Source organism: Tateyamaria sp. (assembly GCF_059783535.1).
Window position 1 is genome coordinate 50,654 of sequence record NZ_JBYNDP010000004.1, and the last position, 19,079, is coordinate 69,732.

At 57.7% G+C, this 19,079-nt stretch carries 19 protein-coding genes; 6 read left to right on the top strand and 13 right to left on the bottom strand.

The features are described 5' to 3' along the window. Positions 1–190: 190 nt before the first annotated feature. The 5 genes from AC6RA8_RS01760 to AC6RA8_RS01780 form a co-directional block, all read right to left on the bottom strand. Positions 191–1,291, bottom strand: a complete 1,101-nt coding sequence (locus tag AC6RA8_RS01760; RefSeq protein ID WP_500350410.1) for a flagellar basal body P-ring protein FlgI — start codon at positions 1,289–1,291, stop codon at positions 191–193. Continuing rightward, positions 1,288–2,295: a flagellin N-terminal helical domain-containing protein gene (locus AC6RA8_RS01765; RefSeq protein WP_500350411.1), complete on the bottom strand. Its 1,008-nt coding sequence runs from the start codon at positions 2,293–2,295 to the stop codon at positions 1,288–1,290. The genes AC6RA8_RS01760 and AC6RA8_RS01765 overlap by 4 nt, the downstream gene beginning before the upstream one ends. 2 nt (positions 2,296–2,297) lie before the next feature. Next, complete coding sequence (gene flgK, locus AC6RA8_RS01770; RefSeq protein ID WP_500350412.1) at positions 2,298–3,752, bottom strand: flagellar hook-associated protein FlgK; 1,455 nt, start codon at positions 3,750–3,752, stop codon at positions 2,298–2,300. Between the two features lie 39 nt (positions 3,753–3,791). After that, entirely contained in the window at positions 3,792–5,093 is a 1,302-nt protein-coding gene (locus tag AC6RA8_RS01775) for a flagellar hook protein FlgE (RefSeq protein ID WP_500350413.1), read from the bottom strand. Between the two features lie 98 nt (positions 5,094–5,191). After that, on the bottom strand, positions 5,192–6,031 hold the full coding sequence (locus AC6RA8_RS01780; RefSeq protein ID WP_500350414.1) for a flagellar motor protein MotB: 840 nt from the start codon (positions 6,029–6,031) through the stop codon (positions 5,192–5,194). A 131-nt stretch (positions 6,032–6,162) separates the two neighbouring features. Between AC6RA8_RS01780 and AC6RA8_RS01785 the strand changes: the two genes are divergently transcribed. Then, a complete protein-coding gene (locus tag AC6RA8_RS01785) occupies positions 6,163–7,377 on the top strand; it encodes an MFS transporter (protein WP_500350415.1) in 1,215 nt (404 codons plus the stop codon). 237 nt (positions 7,378–7,614) lie between these two features. On the opposite strand, the gene trhO is transcribed toward AC6RA8_RS01785, so the two are convergent. Then, positions 7,615–8,538, bottom strand: coding sequence for an oxygen-dependent tRNA uridine(34) hydroxylase TrhO (gene trhO, locus AC6RA8_RS01790; protein WP_500350432.1), 924 nt, complete (start codon positions 8,536–8,538; stop codon positions 7,615–7,617). An 87-nt stretch (positions 8,539–8,625) separates the two neighbouring features. On the opposite strand from trhO, the gene pncA reads away from it, so the two are divergent. The 3 genes from pncA (at position 8,626) to AC6RA8_RS01805 (ending at position 10,991) form a co-directional block, all read left to right on the top strand. Beyond that, a complete protein-coding gene (pncA, locus tag AC6RA8_RS01795) occupies positions 8,626–9,222 on the top strand; it encodes a bifunctional nicotinamidase/pyrazinamidase (RefSeq protein ID WP_500350416.1) in 597 nt (198 codons plus the stop codon). A gap of 59 nt (positions 9,223–9,281) precedes the next feature. After that, the gene (gene pncB, locus AC6RA8_RS01800; protein ID WP_500350417.1) at positions 9,282–10,574 is read left to right on the top strand and encodes a nicotinate phosphoribosyltransferase; all 1,293 of its coding nucleotides are present in this window, start codon (positions 9,282–9,284) and stop codon (positions 10,572–10,574) included. A gap of 108 nt (positions 10,575–10,682) precedes the next feature. Beyond that, positions 10,683–10,991 (top strand): hypothetical protein, encoded by a 309-nt coding sequence (locus AC6RA8_RS01805; protein WP_500350418.1) that lies wholly within the window; start codon positions 10,683–10,685, stop codon positions 10,989–10,991. Positions 10,992–11,053: 62 nt separating this feature from the next. On the opposite strand, the gene arfB is transcribed toward AC6RA8_RS01805, so the two are convergent. The 7 genes from arfB to AC6RA8_RS01840 all read right to left on the bottom strand — a co-directional run bounded on the left by arfB (position 11,054) and on the right by AC6RA8_RS01840 (position 16,519). Continuing rightward, on the bottom strand, positions 11,054–11,470 hold the full coding sequence (arfB, locus tag AC6RA8_RS01810; protein WP_500350419.1) for an alternative ribosome rescue aminoacyl-tRNA hydrolase ArfB: 417 nt from the start codon (positions 11,468–11,470) through the stop codon (positions 11,054–11,056). Positions 11,471–11,490: 20 nt separating this feature from the next. Further along, positions 11,491–11,847, bottom strand: coding sequence for a VOC family protein (locus AC6RA8_RS01815; RefSeq protein WP_500350420.1), 357 nt, complete (start codon positions 11,845–11,847; stop codon positions 11,491–11,493). Between the two features lie 245 nt (positions 11,848–12,092). Further along, the gene (locus AC6RA8_RS01820) at positions 12,093–12,725 is read right to left on the bottom strand and encodes a queuosine precursor transporter (RefSeq protein WP_500350421.1); all 633 of its coding nucleotides are present in this window, start codon (positions 12,723–12,725) and stop codon (positions 12,093–12,095) included. A gap of 64 nt (positions 12,726–12,789) precedes the next feature. Continuing rightward, positions 12,790–13,623: an esterase-like activity of phytase family protein gene (locus AC6RA8_RS01825; protein WP_500350422.1), complete on the bottom strand. Its 834-nt coding sequence runs from the start codon at positions 13,621–13,623 to the stop codon at positions 12,790–12,792. Further along, the gene (gene mepA, locus AC6RA8_RS01830) at positions 13,596–14,516 is read right to left on the bottom strand and encodes a penicillin-insensitive murein endopeptidase (RefSeq protein WP_500350423.1); all 921 of its coding nucleotides are present in this window, start codon (positions 14,514–14,516) and stop codon (positions 13,596–13,598) included. The genes AC6RA8_RS01825 and mepA overlap by 28 nt, the downstream gene beginning before the upstream one ends. Then, positions 14,486–15,883, bottom strand: coding sequence for an MFS transporter (locus tag AC6RA8_RS01835; protein WP_500350424.1), 1,398 nt, complete (start codon positions 15,881–15,883; stop codon positions 14,486–14,488). Before AC6RA8_RS01835 ends, mepA begins: the two co-directional genes overlap by 31 nt. 69 nt (positions 15,884–15,952) lie before the next feature. Continuing rightward, entirely contained in the window at positions 15,953–16,519 is a 567-nt protein-coding gene (locus AC6RA8_RS01840) for an acyl-CoA thioesterase (RefSeq protein WP_500350425.1), read from the bottom strand. 125 nt (positions 16,520–16,644) lie between these two features. Here AC6RA8_RS01840 and AC6RA8_RS01845 point away from each other — a divergent pair, with 125 nt between their 5' ends. Together AC6RA8_RS01845 and recQ are read left to right on the top strand one after the other, a co-directional pair. Further along, on the top strand, positions 16,645–16,926 hold the full coding sequence (locus AC6RA8_RS01845; RefSeq protein ID WP_500350426.1) for a YggT family protein: 282 nt from the start codon (positions 16,645–16,647) through the stop codon (positions 16,924–16,926). Positions 16,927–17,019: 93 nt separating this feature from the next. After that, on the top strand, positions 17,020–19,062 hold the full coding sequence (gene recQ, locus AC6RA8_RS01850; RefSeq protein WP_500350427.1) for a DNA helicase RecQ: 2,043 nt from the start codon (positions 17,020–17,022) through the stop codon (positions 19,060–19,062). Positions 19,063–19,079 lie beyond the last annotated feature (17 nt).

The following is a 19,079-nucleotide window of genomic DNA, read 5'->3' on the forward strand; positions in this document are numbered from 1 at the left end:
CCTGATCGAGATCATGCTTGGTAGGCTTACTGGCTGGCGGCGCCTGCAAACACGATGTAACGGACGCCAAAGATCTTGCTGTCCTCGATCATCCTCACGGAAACCTATATCTGGCAGCGATCGGGCTTGATCTCAAGTATCACATTCTTGCCATTCTACTTATCGCATTTCTGATCGCTTTCACGATGGGCTATCTGACAACGAACTCAGCATGAAGCGCCCCAGCTGCTTTTATGCTTTTCAGGATATCGATCATGTCTCGAGGAGCGACGCCAAGCGCATTCAAGCCTGCGATCACTTCTGACAAGGAGGTACCCTCCGGAACTTCGGCAAGGCCGGGACCATCTTCTTCTTGTAGGTCCACGGTCGCCCGAGGGACGACCACGGTTTCGCCGTCTGCAAATGGGTTAGGCTGTACCGCCAGTGGCTGTTCCTGAACGCGCAATGTCAGGTTGCCTTGGGACACCGCAACGCGGGAGATCCTAACCTCATCACCCATCACGATCGTACCGGAGCGCTGGTCAACCACAACCCGAGCTCGCCGCTCCGGTTCGACCGCTATGTTTTCAATTCGACCCAGCGCGTGTGCTACTGACCGAGCTCGAGTCTGACGAACGTCCAAGGCAACAGTGCCCGAATCCAGCATAGTGGCGACAGGTCGACCAAAGACGGCATTGATCGCATCCTCGATCCGCGCTGCGGTCGTGAAATCTGGATTTCGGAGCGCAAGCCGCATGTCAGTTAAGTTTCTGAGTTCGAAATCAATTTCCCGCTCAATCCGCGCTCCTGATGGAATGACACCTGACGTTGGGACACCTTGCGTAACGCGCGCGCCATCCCCTTCGGCAACGGCCCCTCCCGCAATAATTGTGCCCTGCGCAACGGCATAAATCTCACCATCCGCAGCGTTCATCGGGGTCATGACCAACGTTCCACCCAGAAGGCTTTTTGCATCACCAATCGCCGATACCGTAATGTCAATCTGGCTTCCACTGCGCGCAAAAGGTGGCAGAGTTGCCGTTACGATGACCGCTGCAACATTTTTGGGACGAAACTGTTCACCGGTGACATTGACCCCCAAGCGTTCAAGGATATTGGTCATAATATCTTCAGTGAAGGGTGCATTTCGAAGACCGTCTCCGGTACCATCCAATCCGACGACAAGGCCATATCCCACAAGATCATTGCCACGCACCCCATCGAAATCGACCAAATCCTTGATCCGAACAGGGCTCGCTGCAGCGATACCTCCAACGAGCAATGCAATTATGCAGACAAGGAGGCGTATCATCTGATGAAGTTGACCAGTGACAGATCGGAGGTACGGGCGGTGATCGTGTACAAGCTTTGAAGCTGGAATTGGACTGCCTCCAATTGGGTTGCGGTTTCGTAGGGATCGGCTTGTAGGAGTGCCCCTCGTGCAAGCTGCAGCGAGGTTTCGCGAGCAGCATTCCGAGCGGCGACCGTATCAATTCGTGCTTCGGCAGCACCAACGCCGCTTTGGGTCGCTGTCAGTGCCTCCTTAGCCTCCAATAGACTTATGCCAGCTGTTACCAGCAATTCACGCTGGTTTCCGGCTGCCAGCCCCAAGCCGCCATCCGCCGCCACTGCCGCCAAGGCGACTCCCTTGAGTATGTCGCGAAATACTTGGCTATCCGCTTTCAAATCGACCGAAATTTGTTCATCTTCTGCCAACTGAAAGGGCGCAAGCGAGGCGTCGGAGCCGGTGTATGCTGAGGCGCGAAAACCAGCTGGATCATCAAACCATTGATCAACGGCCGTTTCGATGTCGGCCACGGTTGTGTTGCCCGCAATAGCGGTTCGTAGATCGGCAAGGATCGCACCAGCACTGCTCAGCGCCGACTGGTCCGTTGCCGCGCCCGCAAAGATCGATCGCCCAGCGCTGGAGGTGTTGAGAACCGACACGAGACTTCTGAACTCGTTTTCTGCATCGGCCGACATTTGGTCTAATACAGGTCCGTTGGCGCTGGCTCCGACTGCAAGCAGCGATGTGCTAAGCTCGCCAACCCCAAAATCCATACGGTCAAGCGCGCTTTGCACTGACGACGCAAATTGTGCCGCTTCTGTTCCCGCCACCTTGTAAGCCGAAAGGCCACGCAAATCGCTTTCTATATCTGATAGGTAGGCGACATTTCCAGCAAGGACCGACTTGGTGTCGCTGACTTGTCCACTTGCCAGTTCCTCGGTCAAGCGGGCCATATCTGCCTTGATGGCCGCGCCACGCCGCTGCAATAGAAATGTTTGCGCGAGATCACCCAATCCGTAGTTGTTCATCATCAAATCCTCAGAATCATATCGAACATTTCATCGACCGTTGAGATGACCCGCGCGTTTGCGGCATAGGCTTGCTCCAGGATCATCAGGTTTTGAATCTCCACATCTGTGTCGACACCTGCCGCCAGCTCAACCTGCTGCAACTCTGCGAACTGAGCAGACGCAAATGACATCTGTCGGTCTGCTCTGAGCCGTTCAGTCCCGATTTGCGACGACATGCTGACCACGACATCCTTCAAACTGAGCGGGGCTGACCCAAACTGACTGGTCGCTTGCGGCCGTGCCGTCTCCAGAGCATCTGTCAACGCGATCAGGAGTGTTGCATCGCCCGCCTCGCCCGGCGCGGCGGCCCCCATACCGTCGCGCATGCGCCAAGTTTCGCCGCCTTGGTCGGGATCTACCAGCGCATTAAGAGAGAGGCGGCTTGCTAAACCAACGTCTTCTGCGGGGTCCAGGGGGTTGTTCGCGTCAGTGAACAACCCCGCATCACCGACACTGAGCGTGGGGTCGACGGCACTGTCTTCGAAGCGTTCGACTAGGTCGCGGGCAACTGCGTCTATCTGCAATTGGGCCTTCGGGGCAATTTCGTCCCGTATTTCGAATTGTGCGCCCAACGTTCCGCCATGCAAACGGCCATTTGCAGAGGAGGTGTTTATGGAGATTCCATTGAGTGTCAGGCCCGAGAGTGTTCCGTCTTCTATGGACTCGTACGGTGTGACAACATTAGCTGGCTCAAATCCAACATCAACAGCCTGACCTTCGAGCAGTATCGCGCCGCCGACGGAGTATAGCGACACTGCGCCCCGGTCTCGCGGGATTGTCCGGATCGGAACCATTTCGCTTATCTCGTCAATCAGTTTCTGGCGTTCATCCTCCAGAGCTGGCAGGTTGATGTCGTTTGCATTGCTTGCCACGATGCGGGCATTCAGCATTTCAACCCCTTTGAGAGCGTCATTCAGTCGTTCGACCTGCCCGTTGATGCTGTGATCTGCTTGGGTACGTGCATCTTGAATACCTTGAGCCACCGAATTGATCGATTGAGCAAGGTCCTTGGCCGCAAAAGCCGCTGCTGTGAGCCGTTCGGCGGCGTCTGGCCGGCTGCTCGCCGTAATCAAGCTTTGTTCGAAATCAGAAATGCGCGCAGCGAGAGAGGCCGGATTGTCCGGTGTCCCAACCAAATCTTCGATCCGCGTCAGTGCCGCGGCTGTCTCAGTGCGATAGCCTGTCTCTGATCCGGCAAGGCGCCGGTCATTGATGATTTGCTGATCGACGTGCCGCGTTACGCCATCGATCCGTACACCGACAGCCCCGCCGCCGCTGTCAGATGAAATCGAAAGCGTTCGACGCACATATCCTTCAGTGTTTGCGTTCGCAATGTTCCCTGACACAATTTCCGAGCCGCGGCTTACAGCCCGAATGCCCGACATGGCCGAGGAAAGTGCACTGGTCAGTGACATGTTGCCGACTCCCGCTTTCGTTCACTTAGACTTTCGAAATCACCGTTTAATGTTGGTGGTTTCCTGCAGCATTTCGTCCACAGTCTGAATGACCTTGGCGTTTGAGGAGTAAGCCCGCTGTGTCTGGATCATAGCGGTCAACTCGCCAGCAACGTCGACGGCGGATTCCTCGCGCGCATATGAGACGATGTCCCCGGTCGGCCCGTCACCTGCATCCCATAGGAAAAAGCTCCCGCTATCAGGGGATGGCAGATATGTCTGCTGATCCAGGGCAACCATCCCGTTCGGATTGGGAAGGTCGACCAAAGGGATTTGAAAAATCGTCCTGCTAATTCCGGTGTCGAAGAAGGCCGTTACAAAACCGTTCGGATCCACTTCCACGCTTGTCATATTGCCCACCGGAGACCCATCCTTTGAGATCGAAAGTGGTGCAAAGCTATCCGACAATTGTGTGAGGCCATCACTCTCGCCCAATTGGCCGATATTGATTTCCAAGGGACCGCCCTCGGCATTGATGACGATATTGCCGGTCGCTGGATCATAGGCTCCGCCGCTTGTCGTTGTGACTGAGGCCAATGTCCCTCCAGCAGTCCGGCTGTCATCAAACGTCAAGACGTATTCTCCGACCACTGCACCACCCAGGGCCGAATCGGTTAATTGCATCGTCCATTCATTTGATGTGCCCGTACCAGGAACCGTCGGCGAGAAACTTACGTTGATGGTTTCAGAGGTGCCCAGGTTATCGAAATATTCAATGGACAGATACTGTGCTTCCCCCGCCGAGCCTGCATCTGTATCGGTAGCAGGCAGATTTACACCAAGCGACATCGTTGTTGTTGGTTCGCCCGAGAACTGGTTCACATTAATTTGCACAGGCTGAAGCCCATCCGATGTGTCCCTTGGGAATGTTGGCACTGTCCCATCCGCAAGCGCCGGCCAGCCAAGCAGCACAAGCCCTGAATCGGACCGCAGATAACCTTGCGCATCCGTGCGAAACGAACCGGTTGTGGTCAGCAGCATCTGGCTGTTGCCGTTCGACACGTTCACATCGCTGCTTTGCGCGACAGGCAGCATACCTCGTCCGCGCACGGCAAGGTCTGTTGCATTCGACGTCGATACCAGAGACCCGCGCTGATCGATCAGCCGCGAAGTCGAGGCACGAACACCCCCGGCAGAGTAGCTTCCGCCATTGGACGAAACGACAAGTGACTGAAAATCGGTCTGAACACGTTTGTACCCGTAGGTCGAAGAGTTTGCGATGTTATCTGAAATGGACGCAAGCCGCGTCGCGTTTGCCTGCAGCCCTGCAACACCTGCATTTAACGAGGAAGAAATCGTCATGGACACGCCTTTCTGCTGTACCGACCGAATTTGGACAACAGATAGGCGGGCCGCCTTAACGCAGGGCTAACAGATAAAATCCAAGCTATTCCTGCAAATCACTCCCTCAGGAAAATCACCTCTAGCCGGTTGTTGCGAGCGGCCATTGGGTTCTTGACGGCGGCCTCGCGGTCCGCATGCCCTGTGACGCGCTCGATCCGTTCGCTTGGCACACCCGTCTGTTTCAAAAGCTTGCGCATGGCATCCGCCCGCGCCACGGACATCTGCCAGGTTGACCGTTCTGCAATAACAATGGGTTGCGCCTGTACGTGCCCCTCAACCGCAATATCGTTTTCGACTGTTCGGGCGGCTTCTGTGATCAGTCTGGATAGGTCCCGCAACAGAGGCGTTGGGATGTCGGTGCCCTCTTCGAACAATGGAGTGTCCTCGAGTGCGAATATCTCGACCACCAGACCCTCGTCGGTCAAACGGGTCACTATGTGTCTAAGATCGTTGTCCATGACTTTCGTTTCGCCGCCTTTACCCAGCAGTTGGGCCTCAAGTGACTCGAAGGCTTCATCCTGTGCCGCTGTGAGGTCACCCTGGTCACTTGATCCGGTGTCGCCACGTGCCTGCTTGGACTCTGTCGGACGCTTCGATGATGCACCCGTACCGTTTTGAGGCAACGTCAGTTCGGAAAACACACTGTCGCCGCCAAATGCACCATCCCCACCACCGGAAATACGGTTGATGGGAATCGTCGGCGAAAAGTAGTCGGCAATCCCTTTGCGCTGCTTTTCCGTTGTTGCGTTCAGTAGCCACATCAACATGAAGAAGGCCATCATCGCGGTCACAAAGTCCGCATAGGCAACTTTCCAGGCTCCACCATGGTGGCCGTCGCCGCCTGACACCTTCTTTTTTCTGATGATGATTGGCCGCGCATTTGCCTGCACGCTCATATCCCACACCTCATTTTCACCCGAGAACAGGCGTATCACGCAGCATGTTACGGCGGGCTTAACACATCGAATTGTCGACAACTTGCAGGGCGCAGTCTTGTGTTCAGGTGTGGGCAGTGCACAGATAGCACATGGTATCTCCCCTGCATGATAGCCGCTACGCGTGGTTGCGACTCGGCCTAACCCTCGTGATTGCGATGGTCGCGAATGTCGGCATGTGGGCCATCATTGTGGTCATGCCCGCGGTTGAAGCTGAATTCGGGGTCAGCAGGGCCTCTGCAAGCCTGCCGTACACATTGACGATGATCGGCTTTGCGGTTGGCAACTTTGTTGTCGGGCGGTCGGTGGATATCTGGAGCGTGTCCCGCGTCCTGATTGTATGTGCCGTTGCCATCGCGGGTGGATATGGCCTGGCTATGCTCAGTGGGTCCATCCTTGCCCTTTCGATGGCTCAGTTGTTGATTGGCTTTGGGACTTCGGTTGGCTTCGGGCCACTGATCGCGGATATCTCGCACTGGTTTCTGAAACGCCGCGGGATTGCCGTGGCGGTTGCAGCCAGCGGGAATTACCTGTCCGGTGCGATTTGGCCGATCCTGCTTGCCGGTATTCTCGAGGATCAGGGATGGCGTGCAGCCTATGCTGTTCTTGCCATTTCTACGCTTATCGTTGTGATCCCCTTGGCCTTTGCGCTGCGCCGCCAAGTCCCTGATACGGCACATCAATTGGCTGAGGCCGCGTCGACCGCAAATGCAGTTTCATCGGGCCTGTCTGCACGTGCGCTAAGTTGGCTTCTTGGCCTTGCCGGAGTGGGCTGCTGCGTCGCAATGTCAATGCCGCAAGTTCATATTGTCAGCTACTGCGTTGATCTTGGTTATGGTCCGGCCGTTGGTGCAGAGATGCTGGCGCTCATGCTGCTTGGAGGTGTCGGATCGCGCCTGATTTCGGGTTTGCTGGCTGACCGGCTGGGAGGTGTGCGGACCCTTCTTCTGGGGTCGGTGCTGCAATGCATCGCGTTGCTTCTGTATCTTCCTTCGGATGCGTTGGTGTCGCTTTATGTTGTCAGCCTAGTCTTTGGGCTTAGCCAAGGTGGGATCGTGCCAAGCTACGCGGTGATCGTGCGGGAATTCATGCCCGCACGTGAAGCTGGCGCGCGGGTTGGTTTTGTCCTTATGGCGACGATTCTTGGCATGGCGCTGGGCGGTTGGATGTCGGGTTGGATCTATGACGTGACGGGCAGCTACAAGATGGCGTTTTGGAACGGGATCCTCTGGAACGGGTTGAATATTGCGATCATGCTGTGGCTGCTAAGCCGCAGCCGATCCCACGGAGTGTTGCAACCCGCCTGACCACCGTACGCGCAACAGTGCGGTTTGGCACCAATCACTATTTTGGCTGCAAGCGCGTTAACGCCATGAGAATAAGGGGTTTAGGCCTTTCACCCGCTGTGCATCCTGCGTACACCGCCTCAGCGCAGCATTGGCAAAAAAGCCCATGGTTAACGATGCGTACGGTGCCAAAGTTTGAATAAGGGTGAATCGCCCCGCAAGGCGTAGAGTGTTAGTCAGACGTGCCGTCTGCCTTCGTCAATTCTTGTCCGGAACCATCGTACCACTCAGATGATCCTCGCCGCGCGCGCGGGCGAGTTCGATCTGTTTTTGCCGCTCTCGAAAGCGGGCTTTGTCTTTATCGCTTGTCTCACTGATGCAGTGGTGGCAGCTGACGCCTGCCTCATATTCCGGGCGGGCCTGATCGGCAGGCAGGATCGGACGGCGGCAGGCATGGCATAACTGGTGCGGCCCCACTTCAAGCCCGTGCCCAACACTGACGCGGCCATCAAAGACAAAACACTCGCCTTGCCAGGTGCTGTCCTTTGCGGGCACGTCTTCAAGATACTTCAGAATCCCACCCTTTAGGTGGAAGACGTCCTCGACACCCTGACCGAGCAGGTAGTTGGTGGATTTTTCACAGCGGATGCCGCCTGTGCAGAACATCGCCACTTTCTTGTTGTGAAAACGGTGCTTGTTTTCCTCCCACCATGCGGGGAACTCGCCAAAGCTGCGGGTCATGGGATCTATGGCACCATCAAAGGTCCCTATGGCGACCTCGTAGTCATTTCTTGTGTCGATCACCGCCACATCATCGCGCCCGATCAGGTCGTTCCAGTCAGACGGTTCGACGTAGTGACCGACGCGCGCCGCAGGATCGACATCGGGCTGGCCCATGGTCACAATCTCGCGCTTGAGGCGTACTTTCATCTTGCCAAACGGAGGGGTTTCGCTGGTGCTTTCCTTCCATTCGAGATCAGAGCATCCGGGCAGGGCACGGATATGGGCCAAAACCGCATCAATTCCAGCACGCGGCCCAGCGATGGTGCCGTTGATCCCTTCTGGGGCCAGCAAAAGCGTGCCTTTCACATCCTGACCGCAGCACAGCGCGGCCAGTGGACCCTTGATTGCAGTGGGGTCATCGAAACGAGTGAAGTGGTAGAGGGCGGCAATGGTATACATGGCCGCGAGATAGGCGATGGGGATGCCCTTGCGCAAGGGGGCGGGCGGGTGTCACAAGGTCGCCAGGCAACGCAAGGAGGCTGATCTATGACCCGCGCCCTGATCGTGATTGACGTACAGAACGACTTCTGCCCCGGTGGCGCGCTCGCCGTACCCGGCGGGGACGAGACTGTATCAGGCATCAATGCGCTAATGGCAGACTACGAAGCCGTCGTGCTGACGCAGGACTGGCACCCGGCTGGGCATTCTTCGTTCGCGTCCTCGCATGATGGCAAAGCGCCCTACGAGATGATCGACATGCCCTACGGCCCGCAGGTGCTGTGGCCGGATCATTGTGTTCAGGGAACGGAGGGGGCGGACTTTCACGTGGACCTCAATTCAGATCGTGCCGACATGATCGTGCGCAAAGGGTACCGCCCGGCCATCGACAGCTATTCTGCCTTCTTTGAAAACGACCACGAAACACCCACGGGGCTGGAAGGATACCTCCGCACACGCGGGATCGCCGACCTGACCATGGTGGGGCTGGCAACGGATTTCTGCGTGAACTTCTCGGCGGTGGATGCGGCAAAGCTTGGGTTCAATGTGACCGTGCAGATGGACCTCTGCCGCGCCATCGATCTGGATGGATCACTGGCATCGGCACAATCCGGCATGGCAGGCGCCGGCGTGACGCTGGCCTGACTTGCCCCCGTGCGCCGGAATGGGGCACAACGGGCCACCAAAGCCAAGGAAGCGCGCCCATGGTCGATATCGCCACCCGTGTCTGGAACCACAAATGGAAGATTGACCCCATTGTACGGTCGCTTATCGACACGGACTTTTATAAGCTGTTGATGTGCCAGTCGGTGTTCCGGAACAAGCCGGATACGCAAGTGACCTTTTCGCTGATCAACCGATCCAAACACGTTCCACTCGCCAAGCTGATTGACGAGGGCGAGCTGCGCGAGCAACTGGATCATATCCGGTCACTCTCCCTGCGGCGCGGGGAAAGCACATGGATGCGCGGTAACACCTTCTACGGTAAACGCCAGATGTTCACGCCGGAGTTCATGGACTGGTTCGAAGCTCTGCGTCTGCCTGCATACCACCTCGAACGGCGCGAGGATCAATACGAACTGACGTTCGAAGGATCCTGGCCGGAGGTCATGCTGTGGGAAATCCCTGCGCTCGCTGTGCTGATGGAGCTGCGCGGGCGCGCCGTCCTGAACGAAATGGGCAAGTTCGAGCTTCAGGTGCTTTATGCCCGGGCGATGACCAAGCTATGGGAGAAGATCGAGCGTCTGCGCGACCACGACGGGCCGCGAGTGGCTGATTTTGGAACACGGCGGCGGCACTCTTTTCTGTGGCAGGACTGGTGCGTGCAAGCCATGGGCGAGGGGCTGGGACAGCAATTCGCGGGCACCTCTAACTGTCTGATAGCGAAGAACCGTGATCTGGAGGCCATTGGCACCAATGCGCACGAACTGCCTATGGTATATTCCGCGCTGGCGGACACGGACGAGGCCCTGGCGCAGGCCCCTTATGACGTGCTGAGCGACTGGCATGACGAGCATGACGGCAACCTGCGCATCATCCTACCCGACACCTATGGCACGGAAGGTTTTTTGAAACGTGCGCCGGATTGGCTGGCGGGATGGACGGGAATCCGCATCGACAGCGGCGACCCGGCCACGGGGGCCGAGGTGGCGATCAAATGGTGGCAGGACCGGGGCGAAGATCCGCGTGAAAAACTTGTGATCTTCTCGGACGGGTTGGATGCGGACAGGATTACAGAATTGCATCGGCAATTTGCAGGTCGGGTCAAAGTGTCCTTTGGTTGGGGCACGATGCTGACGAACGATTTCAAAGGATTAACCCGCGACGACAGCCTCGCTCCGTTTTCGCTGGTGTGCAAGGCAGTGTCGGCAAATGGGCAGCCTACGGTGAAGCTGTCGGACAATCCGAACAAGGCGATGGGACCGCAGGCCGAGATCGAGCGGTACAAGCGGGTATTTGGCGTTGGGGAGCAGGAAAGGTTGGAGGTTGTTGTTTGACGTCTACATAGCTCTGCTGCGAAACTGGTTATTTTCGGAGTGAATTGGGGGTTCGGGAATCTGGAAGCATATCTACGCTTCAGAACAATTTCCGGCTGAGGCTTTTGCATGGGCGGTGTATATATATTCTTGTGGGTGGTGCCATTAGCGGTGGCGGTAGCAGCCTTTTTCCTTTTTAGATTTGTTTCTCTGTCGTATGGGAAAAAGCCGTTGGCAGTCGTTGGCTTCATGTGGATAAGCATGCTGCTTTATTGGGGTTTTCAAGTTGGGTCAGACTGCGAGCTGCCGCCCAAGGGCAAGAGCGAAAACGGTTGCGGCTTCGTCTCATCCATCGAGCAAATTGAGCAACTATCGGCAGGCGCAGCGGTCGTTTTGTCAGCGCTACTGCTCATCTATTGGTTAGTCATGTCTGAATAGACCGACAACAAAAGGGACCGAAATCTGCCCCAGCAGAGGACATGTGATTTCCCTCAGGTTAACTATTCGTCAACCCGCCCCCTCAGCGCCTTCACTTCTCCTCGCATTTTCTTTGCTTTGAGCCTACGTTTCTTCGATCCCAAGGTCGGCCGTGTCGCGATCCTTTTTTTGGGTGCCACTAATGCCTTCCGGATCAGATCTGCCAGCCTTTGCCTCGCAATCTCCCGATTTCTGGCCTGGCTGCGGGTTTTATTACATTGGATGATCAATGCTCCTTCTGATGTCCAACGTCTTCCTGCTAGCCGCCGCAGCCGTGTTTTGACGGGGCCGGGCAGGGACGGTGAGCGCGCCGCCTCGAACCGCAATTCGACCGCTGTCGCCACCTTGTTCACATTCTGCCCGCCGGGTCCCGAGGCGCGCACGAATTGCTCGCTCAGTTCCCAGTCCTGAATTGTGATATCGTCGTTTATGCGCAGCATAGGGTTCGGTACGTATTAGGTTATGCCAAGCGACCGGACACGCTGATCGAATTGCCCGCGGGGTCCTTGGCGTTGGCAAAGACGTAGCCATCTGCCCTGTGCAACGCTCCAAACTCAAGCCCCTTGCCGCGTGCGGCGTCACAAAACCGAGCGACATCTTCGACGGTGAATACCAGTTTGATCAGCACCTGGCCCTGCTTGCGCCCTTTGCCCATTGGGTGCAGCAACAGTGTTACGCTGTTGCCCGGTGGGCGCAGTTCTACGATGCGGTCGCCTTTTTCGACATGCGCGCTGTAACCGAAGTGGTACGTATAGAACTGTGCTATCTCCTCCATGCGGGAGGTGTAGAGCACGAGGCTGCTGAGGGGCGGTGACATGTGGTGCTTTCTTTGATCGAAAAAGGGCCACCCGGCGGGCGGCCCTTCTCGAAATGTTTCGGAGGTTGTGTCAGTTAGATCAACCGACCAACTTGGCGGTCTGCACCGCGAAGGACTGCCTTAGCAGGAGACCTCCCAAGCTGTTCCGACACCTCTCTCCAATACCTTTCTCGACACTGGATCACCTCCTTTCAAATGTTGAACTCAAGGTGATCGTGGCACAGCGCCTGCAAAAGTCAACAGATTTAGGTGGCGGTGCCTGCGCGGGCGGTTACCCACCGGAAAGGTGCCAATGCAATAAGCGCCAGCGTCAGTTTCACCATCCAGTCCGCCACAGCGAGCGACATCCAAAGTGGCGCTTCGGGGCCAACACCCAGCAGCGGGAGGACTTCGCCCGCCCAGGACACATCATTGCCGGGCTCCAACCATGTGAGGCTGGCAGAGAAGGCAAGGGTGAAGAAAATGGCCGTATCGACCGAGCTGCCGATGATGGTCGAAGCCAGCGGCGCTTTCCACCATGTCCCCTTGCGCAGGGCGGAAAAGATGCCGACATCCAGCAACTGGGCCGTCAGGAAGGCGAGGCCAGAGCCGATTGCGATCCGGAATGTGACGGCCGGGTATGTGAACCCGTCACCCTGCAACATGATCTGGGTGCCGACGAGCGAGCAGAACACGCCGACGATGAAACCGACAAAGACAACCGTGCGCGCAGGTCCAGCGCCATAGACCCGGTTCATGATGTCCGTCACAAGGAAGGCCAGCGGGTAAGTGAACGCCCCCCAGGTCAGCCAGTTTCCGAACAGGAACTGAACAAGGATGTTCGAAGCCACGACGATGATCGCCATGGCAATGATGCCGGGAAGGTGTGCGCGTGTCATATCTGGTGCCCGTTTTTGCAAGGTAGCGGCGACTTGGCCCGGCAACATGCCGGACGGGCGCCTCTTAGTCGCAGGTGGCGCCGCCCGCAAGGGTTTCCGTGAGGGCGTACTCGACGATTTCAGTCCGTAGAACTGATAGAAAGTTGTCGTCCGATACCATCGTCAGACAAGTCGCGCCGGTCGTTGATTCCCAGATCGCTAGCCCCTCCAGGTTATCAAATCGACCCAGTTGTGTGGTTAGAAGCGTCAATGGTGCAGCCTCTGGATCCTCTGGGTCCAAGCGGATTACGCGGCTTCGAAATCCCAGCGGTGAAACAGAGCGCAAGAGAACATAAAGCTGGCCGTCTGGCGCAATATCTGCACCGACCGGCAAAAACCGATCAGGTGGCGGCAGATATGTCAGAATGGACCAACGTCCTGCGAGGTATTTGAAAATTGGGATCGGATCACTGTGTTTTGACCCCCGTTCGGGTATCGCAAAGAGCGTACCGTCCGGGGCACCAGCAAGCGCTTCAAATCCACGGTTGCTTGGGAACACTCGGTGACCCGGAACCGGAGGTAGGGCGCGCCCGTTAGCCACCGAAACCTCTGCGGGACCTTCGTAGCTGATGTACATTCGATTGTTAGCCCAGGCTAAACCTTCGGAATCGCGCCTTGGCCAAGCGGTCTGCACCGAGGTGGCGGTCACGTGATCCTCATCACGCTTCAACGTCAAATTGAATGCCCTTCCTCGATCCGACAAGACTAGAGCCGATTCACCCGATCGCATTTCGATGGCTGACAATCCCCCGAATCCCGGCAGATCAGAATCCAGCCCTAGCTGTCCCATAAACGTCAATGGGTCAGACAGAGCCGCAGTTGCTGACAGGATCAGCGCGAGGCCAGAACGCCAGAGCATTGTTGCGGTAAGTCTCCTACACGCAATTCGCGGCGCGGTCTGGGTTTGGGGGCGTTCGGGTCGGGTGGCGGTGGATTCAGAATGTTGTTCACCCACTGTTGCGCGTCAGCGCATCCATCGCCGGGGGGCGGTGCGGCCTGATCGACGCAGCCCTGTGCGCCACGGGGACAGTTCAGCCGGACGTGGAAGTGATAGTGGTGCCCCCACCAGGGGCGCACCTTGCGCAACCAGCTGCGGTCGCCCTTTGCGTCTTTGCACATCTGCACCTTGGCTCCTGGGAAGACAAAGATGCGTGCCGTGCGACTGTCGCTTGCGGCAGCTTTGATGATCTCGTGATGAGCGCGGGTCCAGCTGGAATTCGTGTAGGCGCCAGAGGCCCGACGGGTCGAGATGGAACTGATGTTTTCACGCTCTGCGACGGACAAGGCCAGGTTTTGGGCAGGCAGCATCCAAATATCCGCATCAAGGCCGATCTGGTGGCTGCGGTGGCCAGTCAACATCGGCCCACCGCGCGGCTGGCTCATGTCGCCGACATACAGACCCGACCAACCCGGTTGCGCCGCAGCCTTGCGGCTGAGGTCCTGCACATAGTCCACCAGTTCTGGATGGCCCCAGTTCCGGTTACGGGACAGGCGCATGGCCTGCCAAGTGGGGCCAGTTTCAGCCAACTGCACGCCACCTGCCAGACATCCCCGCGAATACCCACCAAACGCTGCGGCCGTTTGCGCCGAGGCGCGACGCTTGCCGCCAAACTGCCCCTTGGCGATGTTTTGCAGGGTGGCTGGGTCCACATCCGGGGTTGGCGTACCATCAATGTCGGTGCCTGCGCCGCTGGTGCAGGCACAAAGCAAGAAAGCTGTGATCAGGGTAATGGAACGTCGGATTTTGACCATTGGGCGTGGTCTCCTTCGGGGTGCACGTAGCGCAACAGGTACAGGCCAAGGATAAACAGCAATATGACCGGAACATACCCCAGTTGTGCATTGCCTGTCAGCGTTGAAAACAGACCGATGAGGAATGGTGCCAAAAACGCAGTGGCCTTGCCTGACAAGGCAAACAGACCAAAAGCTTCGGTTGGGCGTTCGGGATGTGTGTGGCGCACCATCATCGACCGGGATGCGGCATAAATTGCACCGCCTGCACCGCCGATGGCAGCTCCGCAGAAGTAGAACACCATGTCCGGCACTGCCGATCCTTCGGGAAGCGGAATGATGCCGAAGATGCTGGTGCGGTTCATGCCAACGATGACGACCGTGACACCGATCAGGATGTAGCAACAGGCCTTGATCACCGGTTTAGGGCCGTACCGGCCATCAAAGATACCACCAATTTGCGTAGCGACCGCCGCAGTGATTGCGCCGACAATGCCGAAGATGCCGATCTGAATAATGCTCCATCCAAGAACCAGCGTGGCATAGACACCACCCGCCGAATAAAGCGCATTCAAAGCATCGCGGTAAAACATCGACGAGATAAGGAAGTTCAGCAGCGACCGCCGTTTGACGGCACCAACCAGTGATTGCTTGAGATCGGCCATGGCCTCTTTGACGCCGCCCGTCCGATTGGCCTGACGAGGCTCGCGCACCCACGCGAAGAAAGGGATCATGAAAACGGCGAACCAGGCGGCGATGAAGGGACCAACCGACCGCGTGCCTTCGCGCGTGTCTGGATCAAGGCCAAACAGCGGGTCGCGCCCGATCAATGTCTTGCCGCTGTCGTTCTCAGCCAGGAGCAGAAGCATGATGAATAGGGACAGAACACCGCCCCAATAACCTATGGCGGCCCCGTTGCCGGAGATACGCCCAATCTCGTCCTTGGTCCCCAGTGATGGCAGGATGGCATTGACGAAAATCAGCATGAACTCGGCCGCAATCAGGGCAATGTTAAACGCGATCAGGATCAGAAACAGGGTGGAGGCGTCCGGGAAGGTGAACCAGAGCGCGGCCGTCATGGCGACGTAAATCGCACTGAACATCCAGATCCATGGCATTCGTCGCCCGGTGCTGTCCGCATAGGCCCCGATCAAGGGGGCGGTAAATGCGATGAACAACCCCGCAATGGTCTGACCCCAGAACCACAGCGCCTGACTTGAGGCTTTGGCCGCCTCCACATCCGTTGTTTGCGCTTCGAAATACGTGAAAGAGACAGCCGCGAAGTAGGGGCCGAAAACGAAGGTTAGTCCAAGCGTGTAAAACGGTTGCGTCGCCCAATCGAAAGACATCCAACCCCAAATGCGCCTTCTTAGCCCAATTTCCGCCATGCCCCATGTCCCTCGTCTTTTTGTTGACGCGACCAAAGCAGGCCGGGGGCGTTGTGGCAAGGTAAGGTTTTACGCCACTGATTTAAGCTTGGGCTCTTCCGTGTCCTGCATCGGTGGCCACGGGCGCTGTGCCTCGGCCTTGATCCAGGCCGCGATCCAGCCGGGAATGGGGGGCGAGGTTGGATCCTGGTTCATCGCTTTGAGCACCTTGTGCGGCGGAACGATCCCGTTCTTGTCCGTCACGGCCGAGCGGTAGAGCACGTGGCTGGCGCATTCGCCATCCGGCTTCCACATAGATTGTTCCAGATACGTGAACTTGTCGTCCCAGCAGACAGCGCGGCTGCGCATCTCGAACGTCTGAAAAGCATGCAGGCGGCGGCGATAGCGGACGGAGGACCCGGCCATGGTCAGTCCCCAGCGATTGGCCCTCAGCACATCAATCAAACCCGCACGCTGACCAAGGCCAAGGCGGCCCAGATCGTACAGCGTCAGGGCACGCCCATTGTTCAACTCCATGAAACCATCAAGGTCCCAGGGCCACACCCGGTGCTGCGTGACATGCAGGTCAGTCAAACCCAGAGGGGCTTGGCGGCGGGCTTTGACCATCTCTTTGGCAAGGCGAACAAATGGAAACATTGGCTTAACTCCTTACCGTCCTAGTTGCGGCGTTGCAGCGAAAGTTCAATGGGTGTTCAGCGTGACCTTGCGCCACATGGGTGTACGGCCTAGGTCTGTGGCTGGAATAACGAAGGAAACCGCCCATGCTGGTGATCTATCAACTGCTCGATCTGGTTCTGAGCGTCGTCTACGTGATCATGATCGTCCACATCATCATGAGCTGGCTGATCAATTTCCAAGTGCTGAACATGCACCAGCCCATCGTTGGCCAGATCTGGACCGGGCTGAACAAACTGCTCGAACCGATCTATCAGCCAATTCGGCGATACATGCCCGACACGCATCCTCTGGACCTTGCCCCTCTTGTGGCTTTTGTCATCGTGATCGCCCTGCGCAGCATCATCCTGCCTGCCATCTTCTTCTGATCCCCAGGCGCTATAGCCCCTTGTTCACGACCCGTTAAAATGTGAGTCTGTATCCAAAGAGCAGACTACATAAAATTTGACAGGGTTTCGGACATGGCCAGCGCTGCCACGCTGCTAGGGGATGTGTTTGGGTTCGACGGCTTCCGTCCCGGGCAGGAAGAGATTGTCGAGGCTGTGGCGGCGGGCGAAAACGCCCTGGCCATCATGCCGACCGGTGGCGGCAAATCCCTTTGCTTTCAATTGCCTGCGTTGATGCGGGATGGTGTGACCGTTGTCATATCACCGCTCATCGCCCTGATGCGTGATCAGGTCCGCGCCCTGCAGGAAGCAGGCGTGCAGGCCGGTGCCCTGACATCAGGAAACACGCCGGAAGAGACGGACGCCGTGTGGGAGGCGCTGGAGCGCCGCGCGTTGAAACTGCTCTACATCGCGCCTGAACGGCTGGCCGCCGGGTCATCCATCGGCATGCTGCGCCGGATCGGGGTCAGCCTGATCGCCGTGGACGAGGCGCATTGTGTCAGTCAATGGGGGCATGACTTTCGCCCAGACTACCTGCGTATTGGTGAGCTACGGCGCGCCCTGGATGTACCACTTGCTGCGTTCACGGCAACAGCTGATGCCGAAACGCAGGTCGAGATTGTCGAAAAGCTGTTCGACGGGGTACAGCCACGTACCTTCCTGCGCGGCTTCGACCGGCCCAACATCCATCTGGCCTTTGCAGCCAAGAACGGCCCCCGCGCGCAAATCCTGAATTTCGCCGCCGCGCGTAAGGGTCAATCGGGAATTGTCTATTGCGGCACGCGCGCCAAGACCGAAACGCTGGCACAGGCGCTGCGCGAAGCAGGTCACGCCGCGATCCACTATCATGGTGGGATGGAGGCAGATGATCGCCGTATTGCTGAGCGCCGGTTCCAGCAAGAAGACGGGTTGATCGTGGCGGCAACGGTGGCTTTTGGATTGGGTGTGGACAAGCCCGACATCCGCTGGGTGGCGCACGCTGATCTGCCGAAGTCGATCGAAGCGTACTATCAGGAAATCGGACGTGCGGGCCGCGACGGTTCACCTGCGGAGACGCTGACACTGTTCGGCCCCGACGACATCAAGCTACGCCGGTCCCAGATCGACGAAGGGCTGGCACCACCCGAACGCCGTATGGCAGATCATGCCCGCCTGAACGCACTGCTTGGATTGGCCGAAGCGCTGGAATGCCGCCGCAAGACACTTCTTGGCTATTTTGGCGAGGCCGAGGTCATGTGTGGCAAATGCGATCTGTGCGACCAGCCGGCTGAGGTGTTCGATGGCACCACAGCTGTGCGGAAAGCGCTATCGGCCATGCTGCGCACGGACGAATGGTTTGGTGCGGGTCACCTGATCGACATCCTGCTGGGGATTGAGACCGACAAGATCCGCCAACGCGGCCACGACAGCCTGCCGACCTACGGCGTAGGCAAAGAGTATTCCAAGCCGCAATGGCAGGCGGTGTTCCGGCAAATGATGGGGCATGATCTGGTGCGTCCTGATCCTGATCGCTACGGCGCCCTGCGCATGACCGATGCGGCCCTGCCGATCCTGCGAGATGAGGCACAAATCACGCTGCGCAAGGATACGATCAAGGCGGCTGCGGCACGTCGCCCCGCTGTCAAATCGATGGTGTCCGAGGAAGACGCTCCGCTCTTGTCGGCACTCAAGGCCAAGCGCCGCGCGCTGGCCGAGGCAGCGAAAGTACCTGCCTATGTCATATTTCCTGACCGCACGCTGATCGAAATGGCGGAACGACGCCCCGCAAATCTGGACCAGATGGCACAGGTCAACGGTGTCGGGGCCAAGAAGTTGGAAAAATTTGGGTCGGCCTTCCTTGAGGTCATCAACGGAGAGGCTGAGGCCGTGCACCCGTCACGCCGTAAGCTGGCAGGGCACAACGCGGGCACGATCTTTGACCAGTTGCTTGCTGTACAGGCGGAATTGGCGCGTGGCAGTGATGGTACGGACAAGCCGCTGAGTTGTTCCGCGTCGCAGTTGGCCAAGGTGGCGCAGTTGCGTCCCGATGATGATGCCGGGCTGGAACGTGTGTTGGGTGATCGCAAAGCGGAACGTTTTGGCCCTGCATTTCTGGACGTGCTGCGGGCCGCGGGCTAGATCAGCGAAAGCAAGGA

Coding starts and splice junctions, on each gene's coding strand:
- AC6RA8_RS01835 (WP_500350424.1), bottom strand. CDS start 15,883: ATGGCGGAAATTGGGCTAAGAAGGCGCATTTGGGGTTGGATGTCTTTC.
- AC6RA8_RS01765 (WP_500350411.1), bottom strand. CDS start 2,295: ATGAACAACTACGGATTGGGTGATCTCGCGCAAACATTTCTATTGCAG.
- AC6RA8_RS01780 (WP_500350414.1), bottom strand. CDS start 6,031: ATGAGCGTGCAGGCAAATGCGCGGCCAATCATCATCAGAAAAAAGAAG.
- AC6RA8_RS01785 (WP_500350415.1), top strand. CDS start 6,163: ATGGTATCTCCCCTGCATGATAGCCGCTACGCGTGGTTGCGACTCGGC.
- flgK (WP_500350412.1), bottom strand. CDS start 3,752: ATGTCACTGACCAGTGCACTTTCCTCGGCCATGTCGGGCATTCGGGCT.
- AC6RA8_RS01825 (WP_500350422.1), bottom strand. CDS start 13,623: ATGCTCTGGCGTTCTGGCCTCGCGCTGATCCTGTCAGCAACTGCGGCT.
- recQ (WP_500350427.1), top strand. CDS start 17,020: ATGGCCAGCGCTGCCACGCTGCTAGGGGATGTGTTTGGGTTCGACGGC.
- AC6RA8_RS01820 (WP_500350421.1), bottom strand. CDS start 12,725: ATGACACGCGCACACCTTCCCGGCATCATTGCCATGGCGATCATCGTC.
- pncA (WP_500350416.1), top strand. CDS start 8,626: ATGACCCGCGCCCTGATCGTGATTGACGTACAGAACGACTTCTGCCCC.
- pncB (WP_500350417.1), top strand. CDS start 9,282: ATGGTCGATATCGCCACCCGTGTCTGGAACCACAAATGGAAGATTGAC.
- AC6RA8_RS01775 (WP_500350413.1), bottom strand. CDS start 5,093: ATGACGATTTCTTCCTCGTTAAATGCAGGTGTTGCAGGGCTGCAGGCA.
- AC6RA8_RS01805 (WP_500350418.1), top strand. CDS start 10,683: ATGGGCGGTGTATATATATTCTTGTGGGTGGTGCCATTAGCGGTGGCG.
- mepA (WP_500350423.1), bottom strand. CDS start 14,516: ATGGTCAAAATCCGACGTTCCATTACCCTGATCACAGCTTTCTTGCTT.
- AC6RA8_RS01815 (WP_500350420.1), bottom strand. CDS start 11,847: ATGTCACCGCCCCTCAGCAGCCTCGTGCTCTACACCTCCCGCATGGAG.
- trhO (WP_500350432.1), bottom strand. CDS start 8,538: ATGTATACCATTGCCGCCCTCTACCACTTCACTCGTTTCGATGACCCC.
- AC6RA8_RS01845 (WP_500350426.1), top strand. CDS start 16,645: ATGCTGGTGATCTATCAACTGCTCGATCTGGTTCTGAGCGTCGTCTAC.
- arfB (WP_500350419.1), bottom strand. CDS start 11,470: ATGCTGCGCATAAACGACGATATCACAATTCAGGACTGGGAACTGAGC.
- AC6RA8_RS01840 (WP_500350425.1), bottom strand. CDS start 16,519: ATGTTTCCATTTGTTCGCCTTGCCAAAGAGATGGTCAAAGCCCGCCGC.
- AC6RA8_RS01760 (WP_500350410.1), bottom strand. CDS start 1,291: ATGATACGCCTCCTTGTCTGCATAATTGCATTGCTCGTTGGAGGTATC.